General features: G+C 66.7%; 16 protein-coding genes and 1 tRNA gene. 9 read left to right on the forward strand and 8 right to left on the reverse strand.

The window, feature by feature from the left end; all coding sequences use genetic code 11:
* Nucleotides 1-228: 228 nt before the first annotated feature.
* The 3 genes from serB to mfd form a co-directional block, all read right to left on the reverse strand.
* Entirely contained in the window at nt 229-942 is a 714-nt protein-coding gene (gene serB, locus BO996_RS13275; protein WP_012204694.1) for a phosphoserine phosphatase SerB, read from the reverse strand.
* Nucleotides 943-1,021: 79 nt separating this feature from the next.
* Nucleotides 1,022-1,687 (reverse strand): hypothetical protein, encoded by a 666-nt coding sequence (locus tag BO996_RS13280; protein WP_071954986.1) that lies wholly within the window; start codon nt 1,685-1,687, stop codon nt 1,022-1,024.
* 17 nt (nt 1,688-1,704) lie between these two features.
* On the reverse strand, nt 1,705-5,199 hold the full coding sequence (gene mfd, locus BO996_RS13285) for a transcription-repair coupling factor (RefSeq protein ID WP_034391890.1): 3,495 nt from the start codon (nt 5,197-5,199) through the stop codon (nt 1,705-1,707).
* A gap of 161 nt (nt 5,200-5,360) precedes the next feature.
* On the opposite strand from mfd, the gene ispD reads away from it, so the two are divergent.
* On the forward strand, nt 5,361-6,191 hold the full coding sequence (gene ispD, locus BO996_RS13290) for a 2-C-methyl-D-erythritol 4-phosphate cytidylyltransferase (protein ID WP_043819361.1): 831 nt from the start codon (nt 5,361-5,363) through the stop codon (nt 6,189-6,191).
* A gap of 16 nt (nt 6,192-6,207) precedes the next feature.
* A complete protein-coding gene (gene ispF, locus BO996_RS13295) occupies nt 6,208-6,687 on the forward strand; it encodes a 2-C-methyl-D-erythritol 2,4-cyclodiphosphate synthase (protein ID WP_013803157.1) in 480 nt (159 codons plus the stop codon).
* Here ispF and BO996_RS13300 read toward each other — a convergent pair.
* Nucleotides 6,599-8,293, reverse strand: coding sequence for an ATP-binding protein (locus BO996_RS13300; protein ID WP_232240528.1), 1,695 nt, complete (start codon nt 8,291-8,293; stop codon nt 6,599-6,601). The two genes, ispF and BO996_RS13300, sit on opposite strands and share 89 nt — an antisense overlap.
* A 243-nt stretch (nt 8,294-8,536) precedes the next feature.
* Nucleotides 8,537-9,274, reverse strand: coding sequence for an osmolarity response regulator transcription factor OmpR (ompR, locus tag BO996_RS13305; protein ID WP_017404718.1), 738 nt, complete (start codon nt 9,272-9,274; stop codon nt 8,537-8,539).
* Nucleotides 9,275-9,579: 305 nt separating this feature from the next.
* Between ompR and BO996_RS13310 the strand changes: the two genes are divergently transcribed.
* Entirely contained in the window at nt 9,580-10,326 is a 747-nt protein-coding gene (locus tag BO996_RS13310) for an SIMPL domain-containing protein (protein WP_013803156.1), read from the forward strand.
* A 72-nt stretch (nt 10,327-10,398) separates the two neighbouring features.
* Here the strand turns inward: BO996_RS13310 and BO996_RS13315 are convergent, their stop codons facing one another.
* Nucleotides 10,399-11,193 (reverse strand): 3-hydroxybutyrate dehydrogenase, encoded by a 795-nt coding sequence (locus BO996_RS13315; RefSeq protein ID WP_012204702.1) that lies wholly within the window; start codon nt 11,191-11,193, stop codon nt 10,399-10,401.
* 69 nt (nt 11,194-11,262) lie between these two features.
* On the opposite strand from BO996_RS13315, the gene BO996_RS13320 reads away from it, so the two are divergent.
* The 4 genes from BO996_RS13320 to BO996_RS13335 all read left to right on the forward strand — a co-directional run bounded on the left by BO996_RS13320 (nt 11,263) and on the right by BO996_RS13335 (nt 15,204).
* The gene (locus BO996_RS13320) at nt 11,263-12,270 is read left to right on the forward strand and encodes an alpha/beta fold hydrolase (protein WP_170962056.1); all 1,008 of its coding nucleotides are present in this window, start codon (nt 11,263-11,265) and stop codon (nt 12,268-12,270) included.
* Nucleotides 12,267-14,516 (forward strand): RelA/SpoT family protein, encoded by a 2,250-nt coding sequence (locus BO996_RS13325; protein ID WP_034391898.1) that lies wholly within the window; start codon nt 12,267-12,269, stop codon nt 14,514-14,516. Before BO996_RS13320 ends, BO996_RS13325 begins: the two co-directional genes overlap by 4 nt.
* A 67-nt stretch (nt 14,517-14,583) precedes the next feature.
* Nucleotides 14,584-14,660, forward strand: a tRNA-Val gene (locus BO996_RS13330).
* A 130-nt stretch (nt 14,661-14,790) separates the two neighbouring features.
* Nucleotides 14,791-15,204, forward strand: a complete 414-nt coding sequence (locus BO996_RS13335; RefSeq protein WP_071954988.1) for a DUF1801 domain-containing protein — start codon at nt 14,791-14,793, stop codon at nt 15,202-15,204.
* A 10-nt stretch (nt 15,205-15,214) separates the two neighbouring features.
* Here the strand turns inward: BO996_RS13335 and speG are convergent, their stop codons facing one another.
* Both speG and BO996_RS13345 read right to left on the reverse strand, forming a co-directional pair.
* Nucleotides 15,215-15,745: a spermidine N1-acetyltransferase gene (speG, locus tag BO996_RS13340; protein ID WP_012204707.1), complete on the reverse strand. Its 531-nt coding sequence runs from the start codon at nt 15,743-15,745 to the stop codon at nt 15,215-15,217.
* 4 nt (nt 15,746-15,749) lie between these two features.
* Nucleotides 15,750-16,430, reverse strand: coding sequence for a TetR/AcrR family transcriptional regulator (locus BO996_RS13345; RefSeq protein WP_013803152.1), 681 nt, complete (start codon nt 16,428-16,430; stop codon nt 15,750-15,752).
* 324 nt (nt 16,431-16,754) lie between these two features.
* Between BO996_RS13345 and BO996_RS13350 the strand changes: the two genes are divergently transcribed.
* Both BO996_RS13350 and preA read left to right on the forward strand, forming a co-directional pair.
* Complete coding sequence (locus BO996_RS13350) at nt 16,755-18,122, forward strand: NAD(P)-dependent oxidoreductase (protein WP_043819353.1); 1,368 nt, start codon at nt 16,755-16,757, stop codon at nt 18,120-18,122.
* A 34-nt stretch (nt 18,123-18,156) separates the two neighbouring features.
* Entirely contained in the window at nt 18,157-19,476 is a 1,320-nt protein-coding gene (gene preA, locus BO996_RS13355) for an NAD-dependent dihydropyrimidine dehydrogenase subunit PreA (protein WP_013803150.1), read from the forward strand.
* Nucleotides 19,477-19,504: the final 28 nt, after the last annotated feature.

Consider the following 19,504-nt stretch of genomic DNA (forward strand, 5'->3'; position numbering starts at 1 on the left):
GTGTCACATGGGGATGGGGGAGGAGATTCCAAGCACCGGCGCGCGGATGCGCCGGCGTGCAGCCTGCTGTTGTAGGTGGGCCACCCGGCGCTGGGGCGGTGGCCTATGGGGCTGCGTGAAGCATTGTAGAAAAGACTGGGGCTTGCCGGAAAAGCAAGCCCACAGAACATTCTCAGCTATTGATTGCGGAGCGGCGCAGCGGCCTACGCCCGCCGCTGCCGCCCGTTTTCAGCGCAGGACTTCCAGCAGGCGGTCCAGGCCGCCTTCGGTGATGGAGACCTTGGCTTCGTTGCGCACGCGCGGCTTGGCGTGGTAGGCCACGGACAGGCCTGCGACCTGCATCATGGGAATGTCGTTGCTGCCGTCGCCCACGGCGATGCACTGGTCGGGGCGAATGCCCAGCAGCGAGGCGACTTCCAGCAGGGTACGGCGCTTTTCGGCGCCGTCGCAGATGTCGCCCCAGGGCTGCTCGATCAGGCCGCCGGTCAGTGCGCCGTCACGCATCTCCAGCACGTTGGCACGCACGAAGTCGATGCCCAGCATGCCGCGCACATGTTCGGCAAAGTAGGTGAAGCCGCCCGAGACCAGCAGCACCTTCAGGCCCGCAGCCTGGGCTGCGCGCACCAGGGTTTCGGCGCCCGGGGAGAGCTTCAGGCGCTCGGCCAGCACGCGGGCCATGTCGGCCTCGGTCACGCCGACGAGCTTGCCCACGCGCTGGCGCAGGCTGTCCTTGAAGTCGGTGATCTCGCCGCGCATGGTGGCTTCGGTGATGGCCGAGACCTCGGCCTTCTTGCCGGTGGCGTCGGCGATCTCGTCGATGCACTCGATGGTGATCAGCGTCGAGTCCATGTCGAACGCGATGAGCTTGTAGTCGGCCAGCTTCAGTGGCGGCTGGATGCCGCGGATCAGCAGTCCGGGCGCGAATTCGGTGACATCGGTCATGGGTGGGGCAGCAAAAGGGGGACGGGCCGCCGGGCTGGCGGGAAACAGGCGCAGATCATATCCAGTGGCGGGCCTGCCGTCAGGCTGCGGGCGGCTGGCGCAGGTAGATGGCGTCCGACCAGGTGGCCAGCCATTGGGGGCGAAACACCACGAAGATGGCGGTGACCATGCCGGTGACCACGGCATCGCCCCAGGCCATGAGCCAGCGCGCGATGCGAGACAGATCCTCGTTGACGCCGGGCAGGGCGTGGCCCGCCGCCTGGGCCAGCAGCGCGGCGATGAAGACGCACAGCACCGTGCCCGCAAAGCCGCGCGCGAGGATGTAGACAAAGATCTGATGCGGCAGCCAGCGCCGCAGCGCCGCGCCCCAGAGCATGGCCAGCGTGGCAGGCACGATACCCTGCCAGACCGCGATGCCCAGCGCATCGCCCCAGCCCAGGGCCGGCGACAGCAGGGCGGCCAGCCCGCCCACGATGAGCAGCAGCGGCACGGCCAGAGGCCAGCCCAGCATGAGCACCACCAGCGGAGCCGAGGACCACTGCAATTGCAGCGGCATGCGGTGCAGCGTGGGCAGGGCCCAGATCCAGGGCAGCAGCACGAGCACGCCCAGCAGCGGGGTGACCAGGGGCGAGGCCATGCGGTCCTGCGGGCCGCCCGGACCCGGGCGGCCGGCCAGCATGCGCCAGGGGCGCAGCCACAGCGCGGTGGCCAGGGCCAGCAGGGCGATGCTCGCTTCGAGGAACATGGCTGGAACGACGCGTTCTATGCGGGCTGGGCCGCCTTCGCCTCCACCAGCGGCTGGCCCAGGCTGCGCAGCACGTCGCGCACCATCTGGGCACGGTCCTTGGGGTTGTCCAGGGCACGCTCGATGCGCAGCTTCTCGTTGCCGGCCAGCTTGATGTGCTTGTTCTTCTGGATGAGGTGGATGATGGCCATCGGGTCCACGGGTGGCTGGGGCTTGAAGGTGATGTTGATGACGCCGGGCGCTGCATCCACCTTGACCACGCCGTAGGGCTGGGACAGCACGCGCAGGCGGTGCACGTCGATCAGCGTCTGCGCCTGGGGCGGCAGCTTGCCGAAGCGGTCCACGATTTCTTCGAGCAGGGTGTCGATCTGGTCGCTGGTGCGGGCCGTGGCCAGTTTCTTGTAGAAGGACAGGCGCAGGTGCACGTCGCCGCAGTAGTCGTTGGGCAGCAGGGCCGGCGCGTGCAGGTTGATGTCGGTGGAGGCCGACAGCGGGCTGAGCAGGTCGGGTTCCTTGCCGGCCTTGAGGCTGCGCACGGCCTCGGACAGCATCTCGTTGTAGAGCTGGAAGCCCACCTCCATCATGTTGCCGCTCTGGTTCTCGCCCAGCACCTCGCCGGCGCCGCGGATCTCCAGGTCGTGCATGGCCAGGTAGAAGCCCGAGCCCAGTTCCTCCATCTGCTGGATGGCCTCCAGCCGCTGCTGCGCCTGCTTGGTCAGGCTGTCCAGGTCGGGCACCATCAGGTAGGCATAGGCCTGGTGGTGGCTGCGGCCCACGCGGCCGCGCAGCTGGTGCAGCTGGGCCAGGCCGAACTTGTCGGCGCGGCTGATGAGGATGGTGTTGGAGCTGGGCACGTCGATGCCGGTCTCGATGATGGTCGAGCACAGCAATATGTTGTAGCGCTGGGCCACGAAGTCGCGCATCACGCGTTCGAGCTCGCGCTCGGGCATCTGGCCGTGGGCCACGGCAATGCGTGCCTCGGGCAGGATTTCCTCGAGCTTTTGCTTGCGGTTCTCGATGGTCTCGACCTCGTTGTGCAGGAAGTAGCACTGGCCGCCGCGCTTGAGCTCGCGCAGCACGGCCTCGCGGATCACGCCCGTGCCCTCGTTGCGCACAAAGGTCTTGATGGCCAGGCGCCGCTGGGGCGCGGTGGCGATGACGGACAGGTCGCGCAGGCCTTCCAGCGCCATGCCCATGGTGCGCGGGATGGGCGTGGCCGTCAGCGTGAGCACGTCCACCTCGGCGCGCATGGCCTTCATGGCTTCCTTGTGGCGCACGCCGAAGCGGTGCTCCTCGTCGATGATCAGCAGGCCCAGGTTCTTGAACTGCGTGGACTCCGACAGCAGCTTGTGCGTGCCCACGACGATGTCCACCGAGCCGTCGGCAATGCCCTTGACGGCCGCCGTGATCTCCTTGCCCGAGCGAAAGCGCGAGACTTCGGCCACCTTGATCGGCCACTTGGAGAAGCGGTCCACCAGGGTCTGGTAATGCTGCTCGGCCAGCAGCGTGGTGGGCGCGAGGAAGGCCACCTGCTTGCCGCCCGTGATGGCCACGAAGGCCGCGCGCAGCGCCACCTCGGTCTTGCCGAAGCCCACGTCGCCGCAGACCAGGCGGTCCATGGGCTGGGGGCTGATCATGTCCTGGATCACGGCGTGGATGGCAGCGCGCTGGTCCGCCGTTTCCTCGAAGCCGAAGTCGTTGGCGAACTGCTCGTAGTCCTGGGGCGAGTAGCGGAAGGCATGGCCCTGGCGTGCGGCGCGGCGCGCATAGATGTTCAGCAGCTCGGCTGCCGAGTCGCGCACCTGCTCGGCCGCCTTGCGCTTGGCCTTTTCCCACTGCGTGCCGCCGAGCTTGTGCAGCGGCGCGTCCTCGGGCGAGACGCCCGTGTAGCGGCTGATCAACTGCAACTGGCTGACGGGCACGTAGAGCACGGCGTTGCCCGCGTACTCCAGGTGCAGGAACTCCTGCACGGCCGGCGTGCCGTCAGGGTTCTTCTGGCCCATGTCCATGTTGACCAGGCCCTGGTAGCGGCCGATGCCGTGGTCCGAATGCACCACGGGGTCGCCCACCTTGAGTTCGGACAGGTCCTTGATCAGCGCCTCCACATCGCTGACCTGCTCCTGGCGGCGGCGCCTGCGGCCCGTGGGGCTGGTGGCGAACAGCTCCGTCTCGGTGACGAAGTCCAGGCCTTCCTCCACCCAGGCAAAGCCGTTCATCAGCCCGGCCGTCGCAATGCCCACCTTCTCGCCCGCATCGCCCTGGAACTCGGCCAGCGAGTCGAAGACCGGCGGGTTCACGCCCGAGGCGCGGAAGAAGTCCAGCAGGCTTTCGCGCCGACCATCGGACTCGGCCAGCAGCAGGATGCGGTGGGCGCTGCTGGCAATGTGCCTTTGCAGGCGCGCCAGCGGGTCTTCCGCGCCGCGCACCACGGACAGGTCCTCCAGCTTCTGGAAGATGGCGCTGTCGGCCACGTCCTCGGTGCCGGGGCGCAGCGCGAGCTGGGCGTGCTCCTTGGCGCGCGTGTAGAACTGGTCGGCGGACAGGAACAGCACCTCGGGCGGCAGGGCCGGGCGCTCGGGGTCGCCCTGCACCAGGCGGAAGCGCTCCTTGGTGTCCTGCCAAAAGCGCTGGAAGGCCGGCTCCAGGTCGCCATGCATCACCACGGTGGCATCGGCGCCCAGGTAGTCGAACACGGTGGCCGTTTCGTCGAAGAACAGCGGCAGGTAGTACTCGATGCCGGCCGTGGCAATGCCTTGGCCCATGTCCTTGTAGATGCGGCTGCGCGTGGGATCGCCCTCCAGCAGCTCGCGCCAGCGCTGGCGGAACTTGGCGCGCGCGTCCTCGTCCATGGGGAACTCGCGGCCGGGCAGCAGGCGCACCTCGGGCACGGGGTAGAGGCTGCGCTGGGTGTCGGGGTCGAAGGTGCGGATGGAGTCGATCTCGTCGTCGAACAGATCCACGCGGTAGGGCTGCAGCGAGCCCATGGGAAACAGGTCGATCAGGCCGCCGCGCACCGCGTACTCGCCGTGGCTGACCACCTGGGAGACATGCTGGTAGCCGGCCAGGGTCAGCTGGGCCTTGAGTTTGGCCTCGTCCAGCTTCTGGCCGCTCTTGAACTCGAAGGTGTAGCCGGCCAGGAAGGAGGGCGGCGCCAGCCGGTACAGCGCCGTGGTGGCGGGCACCAGCACCACGTCGGCGCCATGCTCCTTGTCGCGCTGGTTGATGCGCCACAGCGTGGCCAGGCGCTCGCTGATCAGGTCCTGGTGGGGAGAGAAGCTGTCGTAGGGCAGGGTCTCCCAGTCGGGGAACAGCGCGCAGCGCAGGCCCGGGGCGAAGAAGGCCATCTCGTCGATCAGCCGCTGGGCATCCGAGGCGTCGGCCGTGACGATGGCCGTCACCCGGCCAGCAGCCTTCTCGCGCTCGCCCAGGCGGGCCAGCAGCAGGGCGTCGGCGCTGCCCACGGGGCGGGGCAGGGTGAAGCGTTTTCCGGGAGTGAGCTTGGGCAGTTCCATGGTGCTTGGACGTTGGCGCCGCAGCGCCTGGGCGAAGTAACGACAAAACCCCTCGGCACGCGCAGAGGGGTATCGAACCATTTTAGCCAGCACGCATGACGGCCATGCAGGCATGCCCGCATGTCCATGGTGGCGCATGGCCGTCACTACAATGCGCCACCATGACAGATCTGCTTGCGGCGGCTGCGCCCGCATCCCTGGAGCCGGCCCGCCTGTGGGCCTTGATCCCCTGCGCGGGCACGGGCTCGCGCGCCATCGCACCCGATGCGCCTGCGCCTGAACTGCCCAAGCAATACCACCTGGTGGCCGGTGCGCCCATGGTGGCGCACACACTGGCCGCCTTTGCGGGCACAGCGCGCGTGCACCACACGCTGGTGGTGATCGCGCCTGGCGATGATTTCTGGCGCCAGGGCCTGCCGGGCCCGTCGCCCACGCGCTACTCCACGGCGGCTTGCGGCGGCGCCACGCGGGCCGAATCCGTGACCAACGGCCTGAAGGAGCTGCTGGCGCGCGGTGCGAGCGCGCACGACTGGGTGCTGGTGCACGACGCCGCGCGCTGCCTGGTGACGCCCGAACTGATCGATGCCCTGATCGACGCCTGCGAGCACGATGCCGTGGGCGGCCTGCTGGCGCACAAGCTGCCCGACACGCTCAAGACGGCCGTGACCGGGCCTGGCGGGGTGCGCGTGGCGGGCACGGTGGACCGCAGCGACAAATGGCTGGCGCAGACGCCGCAGATGTTTCGCATCGCGCCGCTGCTCGACGCCCTGGAACACGCGGGATCGGCCGTGACCGACGAGGCCAGCGCCATGGAGGCCGTGGGCCAGCGCCCGCGCCTGGTGCCCGGCGGCGCGCAGAACTTCAAGGTCACCTATCCCGACGACTTTGCGCTGGCTGCCGCCGTGCTGTCGCAGCGCGCGCATGGCGCGACGCTGGAACGCTACCGGGGCAAGCGCGACCAGCCGCAGGCGTCGGGCAATCCGTTTTTCTGAACCTGGAATGTTTCACATGAATTTTCGTATTGGCGAAGGCTGGGACGTGCATGCCCTGGTGCCCGGGCGCAAGCTGATCCTGGGCGGCATCGAGGTGCCGCATGAACTGGGGCTGCTGGGCCATTCCGATGCCGACGTGCTGCTGCACGCCATCACCGACGCGCTTCTTGGCGGCGCGGCGCTGGGCGACATCGGCCGGCATTTCCCCGACACCGACCCCGAATTCCGCGGCGCCGATTCGCTGGTGCTGCTGGTGGAAGCTGCGCGCCGCGTGCGCGCCACGGGCCTGGAGATTGGCAACATCGACAGCACCATCATTGCCCAGGCCCCCAAGCTGGCGCCGCACATTCCTGCCATGCGCGAGCGCATCGCCACGGCGCTGGGGCTGGCGCTGGACCAGGTCAACGTCAAGGCCAAGACGGCCGAGAAGCTCGGGCCCGTGGGCCAGCAACAGGCCATGGAGGCGCGCGCCGCCGCCTTGCTGTTCCGCGCCTGACCAGCGGGGTGCCGTCCCCTTGGCAAAAGGCCCCGGCGATCGTTGACCGATCGGCCGGGGCCTTTGTATCTGCCGAACGCATCTGACGAACGCGCGCTGCGTGCTCAGTCCTCTCCGTCCAGGGCGCCGTCCTGCGCACGCGGGGCAGCTGGCGCTTGATCTGCGGGCGCTGCAGACGCTGCTCGGGCTCGGCACCCTTGGCCACGCCCGAGGCACGCTGCAACTGCACATGGGCGACCAGCCCGCCCGTGGAGGAGTTGGACAGCGCAAACACGCCGCCCATGCGCTGCACCGTCTTGTCCACGATGGACAGGCCCAGGCCCGCGCCCGCTGCGGCCGTTCGCGCGGAGTCGCCGCGGAAGAAGGGCTGGGTCAGGCTGGCCAGCTGCTCGGGCGGCACGCCACGGCCATGGTCGCGGATGCGGATCACGACCCAGCTTTCGCGCTCCGATGCCGTCACGTCCACATGCGTGGTTTCGGTCTCGGGCGTCTTGCCGTAGCGGCGTGCGTTCTCGAACAGGTTGGAGATCACGCGCGCCAGTTCCACCTCGTCGGCCAGCACATAGACGCCTTCGGGCACGGCCATGCTGATCTGCAGCTCGCGGTGGTCCTGCACCGCATAGACGCAGGAAGACACCACGGCATGCAGGTTGACCGGGTTGAGGGTCACATGGTCGGGGCGGGCGTAGTCCAGGAATTTGTCGATGGTGGCGTCAAGCTGCACGATGTCGGCCACCATGTGCTCGCGCGCCACGTCGTCCACCACGCTCATCTCGGTCTCCAGCCGCAGGCGGGCGAGCGGCGTGCGCAGGTCGTGGGAGATGCCAGCCAGCATCACCGCGCGGTCCTGCTCCAGCTGGGCCAGTTTCTGCGCCATGCGGTTGAAGCCGATGTTGACCTCGCGGATCTCGCTGGTGACGGCTTCCTCGTCGAGCTGGCTGGCGTCAAAGTCGCCATCTCGCACGCGGTTGGCCGCATAGCTCAACTGCTTGAGCGGCCGGTTGATCAGGCGCGCGATGGCTGCCGCCCCCGCCAGGGACAGCAGGCCGGCCGTGATCAGCCAGATCAGCCAGGTGCGCCCGCTGGCCGGCGTGAAGCGCGAGCGGTCCATCAGCAGCCAGGTGCGGTCGCCATTGATGGTGAAGCCCACCCACAGCCCCGGTTCGCCATTGACGCTGCGCGCCACGATGGTGCCGTAGCCCAGGCGGCGCGTGAGTTCTTCGGTCAGGCGCTTGCCCAGCGTGCTCTGGTCCAGCAGCTCGAAGCTGTCGCCAGGCTCGCGCGGCAGAATGCGCACGCCTTCCTGGTCGGCCATGGTCTTGATCAGCGAGACACGGTTGATGGCATCCGAATGCACCAGGGCCGCGCGGCTGAGGTTGACCAGCGAGGCAATCTGCTGGGCGGTGTGCAGCGTGCGCGGCTCGAACTCGAAGGCACGCAGCGTCTGCAGCCACGCCAGGATGCTGCCCACCAGCAGCAGGGCCAGCAGGCAGAAGGTGCGCCAGAAAAGATTGAGTCCCAGCGGAGAGCGCGCAGTCATGCGCCGCTCGTAGTCGAGCGGCGCAGGGCTGGTGGCGTCGTGGGGCGGGACGGTGAAGGAACTCATGGAATGCGGTTCGTCATTCTAGGGGCCGGCTGCGAGATTACGCCTGTGCCGGCCAGCCTGCGTTACCGGTTGTCTCGGTCGACAGGGTGAGGTTTTGGCGCTGCGCATTGTCAACGGCACATAAAACGTTACTGCCCCAACCCAGGGACGCCGAGCAAGAGCCGCCTCGCGGCGAGGGCGTCGTCCCCCTCCCGCGGAGCGAGAGAGGGGGAAGGCGCGCAGCGCCTCAGGGGGTGATGCATTTCAGTTCGCGCCGTCCGGTACAAACACATAGCCGACGCCCCAGACCGTCTGGATATAGCGCGGTGCGGCGGCATCTTCCTCGATCAGCTTGCGCAGGCGCGAGACCTGCACGTCCAGGCTGCGGTCGAAGGGCTCGAACTCGCGGCCGCGCGCCAGCAGGGCCAGCTTCTCGCGCGACAGCGGCTGGCGCGGGTGGCGCACCAGGGCCTTGAGCATGGCGAATTCGCCCGTGGTCAGCGGCAGTTCCTCGCCGTTCTTTTGCAGCACGCGCGTGCCCAGGTCGAAGGTGAAGGGGCCGAAGCTCACCACCTCGTTGTCGCCGGAAGGCGCGCCCGGCGCTTCCTGCGGCGGGCGGCGGCGCAGCACGGCATGGATGCGCGCCAGCAGTTCGCGGGGGTTGAAGGGCTTGCCCAGGTAGTCGTCGGCGCCCACTTCCAGGCCCACGATGCGGTCCACATCCTCGCCCTTGGCGGTCAGCATGATGATGGGCGTGCGGTCATTGGCCGAGCGCAGGCGGCGGCAGATGGACAGGCCATCCTCGCCGGGCATCATCAGGTCAAGCACGATCAGGTCCACTGTTTCGCGCAGCAGGATGCGGTTCAGTGCCTTGCCATCTTCGGCAATCATGATCTCGAAGCCTTCCTGCGTCAGGTAGCGGCGCAGCAGGTCGCGGATGCGCGCATCGTCATCCACCACCAGGATCTTGTCGGTGCGGTTGGTCGTAGTGGCCATGTTCATCCTCGGTCGGTCATTTGTAACAGCCGCCATTGTTACCAGCTTGCGCTGAAAAGTCTGGTCAAAACCCCGAACTTTTGCCGTGTGTTACAGATGTTGCGTTTAAATTTAGAACGGAAAATGTGTCTTTAGAATATTTAACTATGGGTTTGCCGCTTTGATGCATTTATCGTTGCAATAATGTTGTGAATGACGGAGCGAATAGGCCTGAACGGCTCCACACCTGTCACCATCTGGCGGCATGCCGTAGCGAAAGGGCGGCATGCAGTTGTATCCCTGAACTACCTTTCATTTCAAAGGGTGAACGCATGAGCAAGCTTTCCAAACAGCTGTCCCGCCCCTGGGTCAAGTCCGTGGTCGCGGCCACTGCGCTGGTCTGTGCCAGCGGTGCCTGGGCGCAGAACGCCGCCTCGGCGCAGGCACAGCCGGCCAATGTGGTGCAGTTGTCTGCAGAAGGCTCGGTGGATGTGGTGCAGGACCTGCTGACCGCCACCTTGTCGGCCACGCGCGAAGGGCGCGATGCGGCCACGGTCCAGTCCCAGCTGCAGAAAGTGGTCGAGGCCGCCATGGCAGTGACCAAGCGCAGCGCCCAGTCGGGCCAGATGGATGTGAGCACCGGCAGCTTCGGCATCTATCCGCGCTATGGCAAGGACAACAAGGTGGAAGGCTGGCAGGGCCGCGCCGAGATTCTTCTGCAGGGCCGCGACTTCGCGCGCATCACGCAGACGGCGGCCCAGGTGCAGGACATGACGCTGTCGCAAGTGGGCTTCGGCCTGTCGCGCGAGGCCCGTGAAAAGGTCGAGGGCGAGGCCCAGGCCAAGGCCATCGAGCAGTTCAAGCAGCGTGCCACCACGCTGTCCAAGAGCTTCGGCTTTGCCAACTACAGCCTGCGCGAGGTCAACGTGAGCAGCAGCGATACCTCGGTGCCCATGCCGCGTCCGCGCATGATGGCCATGTCCGCCAAGGCCGCCGGCGCGGAAATGGATGCCGTGTCCGTGGAAGCGGGCAAGGCGCAGGTGATGGTCCACGTGTCGGGCTCGGTGCAGATGTACTGACCGGGTGACCCATCCATGAAAAAAGGAGCGCCGTGGCGCTCCTTTTTTGGCAGTGGTTCTATCTGGCCGCGATTACTGCGCAGCCCAGCCGCCATCCATGTTCCAGGCCACGCCGCGCACGTTGGCGGCAGCGGGCGAGCAGAAGAACACGGCCAGCTCGCCAAGCTCCTCGGGCGTGGTGAACTGCATCGAGGGTTCCTTTTCGCCCAGCAGCAGCTTCTTGGCTTCTTCATTGCTGATGCCGTGCTGCTCGGCCTTGGCGTCCACCTGCTTTTGCACCAGCGGCGTCAGCACCCAGCCGGGGCAGATGGCATTGCAGGTGATGCCGGAGGTGGCGTTCTCCAGGGCCGTGACCTTGGTCAGCCCGACAATGCCGTGCTTGGCCGCCACATAGGCGGACTTCTGCGCCGAGCCCACCAGGCCGTGCACCGAAGCCACGTTGATGATGCGGCCCCAGCCCTTGCCGCCATCGGCCGCCTGCATCATGGGCAGGACCAGGCGCGAGGTGTGGAAGGCGCTGGACAGGTTGATGGCGATGATGGAATCCCAGCGCTCGGGCGGGAAGTCTTCCACGCGCGCCACGTGCTGGATGCCGGCATTGTTCACGAGGATGTCGATCTGGCCGAAATTGCGCACGCTGTACTGGACCATGTCCTCGATGTCTGCCACGCGGCTCATGTCGGCACCGTGGTAGGCGACCTGGGCGCCGGCGGCCTGGCCTGCGGCCAGCACTTCGGCACGGGGGCCGTCCACATCGCCGAAACCATTGAGCACGATATTGGCGCCCTGGCGGGCCAGCGCCTTCGCGATCCCGAGGCCGATTCCGCTGGTCGAACCGGTCACGAGGGCGGTCTTGCCTTTCAACATAGAGAGTCTCCGAATGAATGTACGATGCAACACAGCCATTATCGGCGCCGGCTCCGCGAATGCGTTTCCATGAATCATCCTACGCTGAACTACGTATCCTGCCCGGCAGTTGCCGGGCGTGCCTCACCCTGGAGCCGTACTGCCAGCCCGGCTGCTCAAGAGAATGCGTCGCACCGCATGGCCTATTGGGAATGGAATCGCACCGGCGATCCGAACCATCCCCATGTCGTGGTCTGCGTGCACGGCCTGTCGCGCCAGGGGCGTGACTTCGACGTGCTGGCCGAGCGGCTCAGCGAACGCGCCCGCGTGATCTGCCCCGATGTGGTCGGGCGTGGCGAAAGCGACTGGCTGCAGGATCCGGCCGCCTACCAGGTGCCTCTTTACGCAGCCGACATGCTGGCCTTGCTGGCCCAGGTGCATGCGCAGGCGCCTGTCGAACAATTGGATTGGGTGGGCACCAGCATGGGCGGGCTGATCGGCATGGCGCTTGCGGGCCAGCCGGGCCTGCCGCTGCCGGCGCCCATCCGCAGGCTGGTGCTCAACGATGTGGGACCTGTCATCGAGTGGTCCGCCCTGGAGCGCATAGGTCAGTACCTGGGCAAGGGCGTGCATTTTGAAAATCTTGAACAGGCAGCCCATGCGCTGCTCTTGATTTCCGAAGGCTTCGGCCCACATAGCGAAGGGCAATGGTTGCGATTGACGCGACCTATGATGCGCCCGGCCGCCGATGGCGGCCTTGTCTTGCACTATGACCCTCAGATTGCAGTGTCCCTGCAGCAGATGACGCCCGAGATGGCCCAGGCCGGCGAAGCGCTGCTGTGGCAGCTGTATGACCAGATCAAGGCACGCGTCTTGCTAGTTCGTGGTGCGCAGTCCGATCTGCTGACTGCGGCCACGGCGCAGGCCATGGCGCAGCGCGGCCCGAAGGCGCATTGCGTGGAATTTGAAGGGGTGGGGCATGCGCCCACCTTCGTCGCAGCAGGGCAGGTGGCCTTGCTGTGCCGGTTCTTATGGGGAGAAGAGCGCTTGCCAAGCACCATGAATCTTGCCGAGCAGGCCAGGGAGAGTGACGAATGAAGACCGCCAGCAGCGAGGCCGCCGTGCAGGCGCCTTCGCCCGCCGCAGCCGCGCCGGGCCAGGTGCCGGCGGTTCTGCCGCACCTGATCACGGCCACGTCGCAGACCCTGCCCGAACAGGTCAACGCGCTGGCCCGCGCGCGCACCTTTGCCGAGCCGCTGATCGCCACCGAGACCATGGAGTCCGGCGAGAACACGATGGCCCATGCCGATGCGGTGGCCGCCATCCTCAAGACCATCGGTGGCTCCGAAACGATGCAGGCGGCGATCTATCTGGTGCATGCCAGCGTGCACCTGAATCGTCCGCAGGAAGTGATCGCCAAGGCCTTTGGCGAGAATTTCGCCACCCTGGCCGTGGAAACCAACAAGCTCATGCGCGTGCAGCAGCAGGCGCGCGGCGCCGAGCTGGGCGGCCAGTATCTGGACGATGAGGCCACGCAGACCGAGAACGTGCGCAAGATGCTGCTGGGCTTCTCGCGCGATCTGCGTGTCGTGCTGCTGCGGCTGGCTTCGCGCTTGCAGACGCTGCGCTACTACGCGGCCAGCAAGCGCCCGGTCTCTCCCGGTATTGCGCGCGAGGCGCTGACGGTGTTCGCGCCGCTGGCCAACCGCCTGGGCATCTGGCAGATCAAGTGGGAACTGGAAGATCTGTCCCTGCGCTTCCTGGAGCCCGAGACCTACCGTGAAGTGGCCCGCCTGCTCGATGAAAAGCGCGTGGAGCGCGAGGCCTACATGGAGCAGATGCGGGCGCGGCTGGAGGCCGATCTGCGTGCGCACAGCATCAGCGCCACCGTGCAGGGCCGGCCCAAGCACATCTACAGCATCGTCAAGAAGATGCGCGGCAAGTCGCTGAACTTCGACCAGGTCTTCGACATCCGCGCCATGCGTGTCGTCGTGCCCACGATCAAGGACTGCTACGCCACCCTGTCCTGGGTGCATGAGCAGTTCACGCCCATCGAGGCGGAGTTCGACGACTACATCGCCAAGCCCAAGCCCAACGGCTACCAGTCGCTGCACACCGTAGTGCGCGACGAGACGGGCCGTGCCATTGAGATCCAGATCCGCACCCAGGCCATGCACGACCATGCCGAGCACGGCGTGGCCGCCCACTGGGCCTACAAGGAGGCGGGCACCAAGGGATACGCGGGCGTCACCGCCAGCAGCGAGTACGACGCCAAGATCGCCGTGCTGCGCCAGCTGCTGGCCTGGGGCAGCGACCTGGCGGGTGCGCACCATCGCGGCCTGTTCGAGGACCGCATCTACGTGCTCACGCCCGACGCGGCCGTCATCGAGCTGCCGCAGGGCGCAACGCCCGTGGACTTTGCCTACTCGGTGCACACCAGCCTGGGCCACCGCTGCCGTGGCGCGCGCGTGGACGGCGCCATGGTGCCCCTGAACACGCCGCTGCAAAACGGCCAGACCGTGGAAATCACCACGGTCAAGGAAGGCCGCCCCTCGCGCGACTGGCTCAATGCCGACCTGGGCTATCTGACCAGCAACCGCGCCAAGGCCAAGGTGCGCGCCTGGTTCAATGCCCAGGCCACGCACGAGACCGTGGCGCGCGGCCGCGAGGCGGTCGAGAAACTGCTGCAGCGCGAGGGCAAGACGGCCGTCAAGCTGGAGGAACTGGCGGTGCAGCTGGGCTTCAAGTCGGCAGATGCGCTGTTCGAGGTCGTCGGCAAGGACGAGTACTCGCTGCGCAATATCGAGACCGTGCTGCGGCCCGCCGAGGTGGAGGAGGAACCCGAGGAATTCACCCTCGTGCGCAAGGCGCGCGGCACGGACTCGCCCAAGGGCGGCGTGCTGGTCGTTGGCGTGGACTCGCTGATGACCCAGCTGGCCAAGTGCTGCAAGCCTGCGCCGCCGGACGACATCCGGGGCTTCGTCACGCGCGGCAAGGGCGTGAGCGTGCACCGCTCCGACTGCTCCAACTTCCGCGAGATGGCGGCGCGCAATTCCGAGCGCGTGATCGACGTGGCCTGGGGCCAGCCCAAGGCGGCCACCGTGGCCTCGGCCGTCTACCCGGTCGATGTGTCCGTGGAGGCAGCCGACCGGCAGGGCCTGCTGCGCGATATCTCGGAAGTCTTTGCGCGCGAAAAGACCAATGTCATTGGCGTGCAGACCCAGTCCGTCAAGGGAACGGCCTGGATGACCTTCACCGTGGAGGTGGCCGATTCGGGCCGCCTGAGCAAGGTGCTGGGCATCGTGGCCGCCGTGGCGGGCGTGCGTTCGGCGCGGCGGCGTTGAGCATGTTCAGGCATTTTTGCCTGGAGGCTGAAAAAGCCGTGCTAGAATCGCTTTCTCGAACAAACACAGGCGCGTAGCTCAGCTGGTTAGAGCACCACCTTGACATGGTGGGGGTCGTTGGTTCGAGTCCAATCGCGCCTACCAATTTTCCATTGCCAGATGGAATGCAAAAAGCCTTCTGATCACTCAGAAGGCTTTTTTGTTTGTGCCTTCTCCCTGTGGTCTTGCCTTGGCCTGTCTTGTGATCGAACATGCATCACTTTGGGAGACATGGATGATCAAGACAGTTTCGCCCGAGGCGGCCGCGTCGGCCAGCGTATTGATCAACCAGCGCATTGCCGAGCTGGGCGGCTGGCGCGGCGAGGTGCTGGCGCATGTGCGCCGGCTCATCGTGCAAGCGCTTCCGGACGTGGCGGAAGAGTGGAAATGGTCGGTGCCGGTCTGGTCGTGCAGCGGCATTCTGTGCACGGGCGAGGCCTACCAATCGGCCGTGAAGCTCACCTTTCCCAAAGGCGCATCGCTGGCCGACCCGCAGCACCTGTTCAACGCCAGCCTTGAAGGCAAGGTGCGCCGTGCCATCGATATCCGCGAGGGCGAGGAGATCGATGCGCAAGCGTTCAAGGACTTGGTGCGCGAGGCAGCCGCCCTCAACGAGACGGCAGCCAGGAAGAGGCCGCCGAAAGGATGAAGGTCCGCGCTCAGGTGCCGATGCCGGCCTGTGCCTGCAGGTAGTCGTTTTGCAGCAGGTACATGCGGATGGCGTTGCGGTACTGGCCGTTGGCGAAGAACTCGTCGATCAGCACGCCTTCCTGCACGAAGCCTATGCGCGCGTAGATGTGGATGGCCTTCTCGTTTTCCTGGTCCACATGGAGAAAGATCTTGTGCAGGTTGAGCGTCTTGAAGCCATAGTCCAGCGCCAGCCGCGTTGCCTGGGCTGCGATGCCCTGGCCTTGCTGCTCGGGGGCGATGATGATCTGGAACTCGGCGCGCCGGTGGATCAGGTCGATCTCCACCAGTTCGACGAGACCGGCGCGATCGCCCTGGTGCTCGACGATGAAGCGGCGCTCGGTCTGGTCGTGCACGTGGGCGTCATAGAGCGCGGAAAGCTCGTCGAAGGTCTCGTAAGGCTCCTCGAACCAGTAGCGCATGATGGCGGCATTGTTGTTGAGCAGATGCACGGAGCGCAGATCTTCGCGCTCCAGGGGTCTCAGGCGGATGCTGTGATTCATGCGCTCATTGTGCGAGAGCCGCGGTATCCGGCTGCAGGCCACGGATTACCAGCCGGTAGATCAGGTCGGCCGCCGTGTCGTAGTCGTCGGCGGTCAGTTCCGGCCGGCCCAGCAGCAGCGCGAACTGGGCCTGCTGATCGGCATAGGCCTGGGTCACGGACCAGAGGATGAACATCAGGTGGGTGAAATCCACGCGGGCAATCTTGCCCTGCGCCACCCAGCGCTCGAAGGCCTGCACGTCTGCCGCCAGCGCCGGGCCCACCTGGCTCGCTATGGCCTGTCCGAAGCGGGGCGCGCCGGCCATCACTTCGCGCGTGAAGACACGGGAGCCATGGGGCCGTTCGCGCGAGGACTGCAGCTTGGCCCGGATGTAGATGCGCAAGGCCTCCGCAGGGTCGTCGCCGCGCAGCAGGTCGGACATGCCGGCCAGCCACTGCGTCAGCACGTCGCCCAGTACGCGCAGGTACAGCTCCTCCTTGCTGGCGAAGTAGTACAGCAGGTTGTGGCGGCTCAGGCCGGCGTCGTGCGCGATCAGTTCCAGCGATGCGCCTTCGAAGCCGTATTGCGCAAAGTGCAGTTCGGCCGTCTGCAGGATGTTCAGTTCCTTGCGCAGGCGTGCAGCTGTGGGTTTGCGCGTGGCCGATCGCGCCAGGGAAGGGGGCGCATTGTCAGAAAGGGTTGCCATTGCGCAGATGGTAAGTCGGGATAAGTGGCGCCATTTTGGTGCGATTGTCTGGCATCTTTCTTGCTGACGACTTTCTGGGTGATTTTACTGATTGGTAAATTTTTTCACCCGCGTAAATTCCGTTCCACCCCCAGTGCGCCCGACAAGAGGCGTCACTTACACATGCGAGGACCACGATGAAACCTCCGAAGACTGTGTTGTTGGATCCGGGGCCGTTCAGGAGTCCTTCCTGCGGCCCGCCTTGCGTTGTCCGAGATGGCCCGGCGTGCACCTGCATGCCGCGGCCCCTTTCACGCCCTCAATCCTGACTCTGGAGGATGCACCATGGATAGCCCCGCGCAACGCGCCTGCGGCATTGCCGCCGGCCGCCTGAACCTGGCCGATTACGCGGCCAATTTCTCCGACGCCCATCCCGCGCTGAACCGTTCCCAGGCCTTGATCGAGGCCGAGCGCTGCTACTACTGCTATGACGCGCCGTGCACCACGGCCTGCCCCACCAGCATCGATGTGCCGGCCTTCATCGCCCGCATCGCCCAGGACAACGTCCGTGGCGCAGCGCGCGAGATCCTGACGGCCAACCCGCTGGGCGGCATGTGCTCCCGCGTCTGTCCCACGGAGCAGCTGTGCGAGCAGGCCTGCGTGCGCAATACCCAGGAAGACAAGCCGGTCGAAATTGGTGCACTGCAACGCTATGCGACCGATGCCTTCATGGCCTCCGATGGTGCACCGCTGTTCCAGCGTGCCGCCGCCACGGGCCGCAAGGTGGCCGTGGTCGGGGCAGGGCCTGCCGGCCTGACCTGCGCCCATCAGCTGGCGCTGCAGGGCCACGAGGTGGTGCTGTTCGACGCCCGGCCCAAGCTGGGCGGGCTCAATGAATACGGCCTGGCCAGCTACAAGACTCCCGATGATTTTGCGCAAAAGGAGATCGACTGGCTGCTGTCCGTTGGCGGGATCACGCCGCGCAACAACCAGCGGCTGGGGCGAGATTTCACGCTGGATTCGCTGCTGGCGGCGCACGACGCCGTATTCCTCGGCCTGGGCCTGGCGGGCGTCAATGCGCTGGGCGCGGCCGAGCCGCAGGCCGAAGGCTTGCGCAATGCGGTGGACTTCATTGCCGACATCCGCCAGGCGGCCGACAAATCCACGGTGCCGGTGGGCCGGCGCGTGGTGGTGATCGGCGGTGGCATGACGGCGGTGGATGCGTCCGTGCAGGCCAGGCTGCTGGGCGCCGACGAGGTCACCATGTTCTACCGCCGTGGCAAGGATGCGCTGTCCGCCTCCTGGGTGGAGCAGGAATGGGCGCAGACCCATGGCGTCAACCTGCGGCTGTGGGCCGCGCCCCAGGAGATCCTGGTGCAGGACGGCAAGGTCTGCGGCGTGCGCATGGCCAGCACCCGCATGGAGGGCGACAGGCTGCAGGTGACGCAGGAGGTGTTCGACGTGCCGGCCGACATGGTGCTCAAGGCCATTGGCCAGACCTATGTCGGCACGCCGGCGGGCGCGGCCATTGCCCTGCGTGACGGCCGCATCGACACCGACGACGAAGGCCGCACCAGCGTGCCGCGCGTGTGGGCCGGCGGCGACTGCCGCGCCGGTGGCCAGGACCTGACCGTACAGGCGGTGGAGCACGGCAAGGTCGCCGCGCGAGCCATGCACCAGGCGCTGACCAGCGCCGTGGCGGCCGGGGTTTGAGCGGCTGTGCCCGCGCTTTTCAAGGAGCATTGACATGGCAGACATCAGCAGCCGCTTTCTGGGCATTTCCAGCCCCAATCCGTTCTGGCTGGCCTCGGCGCCGCCCACGGACAAGGAGATCAACGTCACCCGCGCATTCGAGGCCGGCTGGGGCGGCGTGGTGTGGAAGACGCTGGGCGAGGACCCGCATGTGGTCAACGTGAACGGGCCGCGCTACTCCACCCTCATGGCGCAGGACCGGCGCGTGATGGGCCTGAACAACATCGAGCTGATCACCGACCGGCCGCTGCGCACCAACCTGGAGGAAATGACCCGCGTGAAGAAGGCCTGGCCTGACCGCGCGCTGATCGCCTCGCTGATGGTGCCCTGCGTGGAGGAAAGCTGGAAGCGCATCCTGCCCATGGTGGAGGACACCGGCGCCGACGGGCTGGAGCTGAACTTCGGCTGCCCGCACGGCATGAGCGAGCGCGGCATGGGCGCGGCCGTGGGCCAGGTGCCCGAGTACATCCAGATGGTCACGCAGTGGTGCAAGCAGTACAGCCGGCTGCCGGTGATCGTGAAGCTCACGCCCAACATCACCGACGTGCGCTTTCCGGCGCGGGCGGCCAAGGCCGGCGGCGCGGATGCGGTGTCCCTGATCAACACCATCAACTCGCTGATGGGCGTGAATCTGGACACCCTGGTCATGCACCCCAGCACCGACGGCCAGGGCTCGCACGGCGGCTACTGCGGCCCGGCCGTGAAGCCCATCGCCCAGAACATGGTGGCCGAGATCGCGCGCGACCCGCAGACGGCGGGCCTGCCCATCTCGGGAATCGGGGGCATCACCACCTGGAAGGACGCTGCCGAATACATCGCGCTGGGATGCGGCAATGTCCAGGTGTGCACGGCGGCCATGGTCTACGGCTTTCGCATCGTGCAGGACATGTGCGACGGGCTGTCCAACTACATGGACGCGCACGGCTTTGCGCGCATCGAGGACTTCCAGGGCCGGGCCGTGCCCACGGTCAGGGACTGGAAGGACCTCAACCTCAACCACATCGACAAGGCCGTCATCAACCAGGACAGCTGCATCCAGTGCGGGCGCTGCCACGTGGCCTGCGAGGACACCTCCCACCAGGCCATCACCTTCAGCAAGGAGGGCGGTGTGCGCCGGTTCGAGGTGGATGACACCGAATGCGTGGGCTGCAACCTGTGCGTGTCTATCTGCCCCGTGCCCGAGTGCATCACCATGCGCAGCCTGCAGCCGGGCGAGGTGGACCCCCGCACCGGCCAGACGGTCACCGGGGAGTATGCGAACTGGACCACGCATCCGAACAACCCCATGCGCCAGGCCGTGACGGCGCAGGGCTAGAGGGGGCATTGCGGCAGGTCGGCGCACG

The sequence above is a fragment of the Delftia sp. HK171 genome (assembly GCF_001886655.1).
GTDB classification, from domain to species: domain Bacteria; phylum Pseudomonadota; class Gammaproteobacteria; order Burkholderiales; family Burkholderiaceae_C; genus Comamonas; species Comamonas acidovorans.

Excerpts from the sequence above, each read along its gene's own strand:
- preA (WP_013803150.1), top strand. The coding sequence starts at position 18,157 with ATGGCAGACATCAGCAGCCGCTTTCTGGGCATTTCCAGCCCCAATCCG.
- BO996_RS13350 (WP_043819353.1), top strand. The coding sequence starts at position 16,755 with ATGGATAGCCCCGCGCAACGCGCCTGCGGCATTGCCGCCGGCCGCCTG.
- BO996_RS13325 (WP_034391898.1), top strand. The coding sequence starts at position 12,267 with ATGAAGACCGCCAGCAGCGAGGCCGCCGTGCAGGCGCCTTCGCCCGCC.
- BO996_RS13300 (WP_232240528.1), bottom strand. The coding sequence starts at position 8,293 with ATGAGTTCCTTCACCGTCCCGCCCCACGACGCCACCAGCCCTGCGCCG.
- BO996_RS13280 (WP_071954986.1), bottom strand. The coding sequence starts at position 1,687 with ATGTTCCTCGAAGCGAGCATCGCCCTGCTGGCCCTGGCCACCGCGCTG.
- BO996_RS13315 (WP_012204702.1), bottom strand. The coding sequence starts at position 11,193 with ATGTTGAAAGGCAAGACCGCCCTCGTGACCGGTTCGACCAGCGGAATC.
- ispD (WP_043819361.1), top strand. The coding sequence starts at position 5,361 with ATGACAGATCTGCTTGCGGCGGCTGCGCCCGCATCCCTGGAGCCGGCC.
- BO996_RS13320 (WP_170962056.1), top strand. The coding sequence starts at position 11,263 with ATGAATCATCCTACGCTGAACTACGTATCCTGCCCGGCAGTTGCCGGG.
- BO996_RS13310 (WP_013803156.1), top strand. The coding sequence starts at position 9,580 with ATGAGCAAGCTTTCCAAACAGCTGTCCCGCCCCTGGGTCAAGTCCGTG.
- BO996_RS13345 (WP_013803152.1), bottom strand. The coding sequence starts at position 16,430 with ATGGCAACCCTTTCTGACAATGCGCCCCCTTCCCTGGCGCGATCGGCC.
- serB (WP_012204694.1), bottom strand. The coding sequence starts at position 942 with ATGACCGATGTCACCGAATTCGCGCCCGGACTGCTGATCCGCGGCATC.
- ispF (WP_013803157.1), top strand. The coding sequence starts at position 6,208 with ATGAATTTTCGTATTGGCGAAGGCTGGGACGTGCATGCCCTGGTGCCC.
- speG (WP_012204707.1), bottom strand. The coding sequence starts at position 15,745 with ATGAATCACAGCATCCGCCTGAGACCCCTGGAGCGCGAAGATCTGCGC.
- ompR (WP_017404718.1), bottom strand. The coding sequence starts at position 9,274 with ATGAACATGGCCACTACGACCAACCGCACCGACAAGATCCTGGTGGTG.
- mfd (WP_034391890.1), bottom strand. The coding sequence starts at position 5,199 with ATGGAACTGCCCAAGCTCACTCCCGGAAAACGCTTCACCCTGCCCCGC.
- BO996_RS13335 (WP_071954988.1), top strand. The coding sequence starts at position 14,791 with ATGATCAAGACAGTTTCGCCCGAGGCGGCCGCGTCGGCCAGCGTATTG.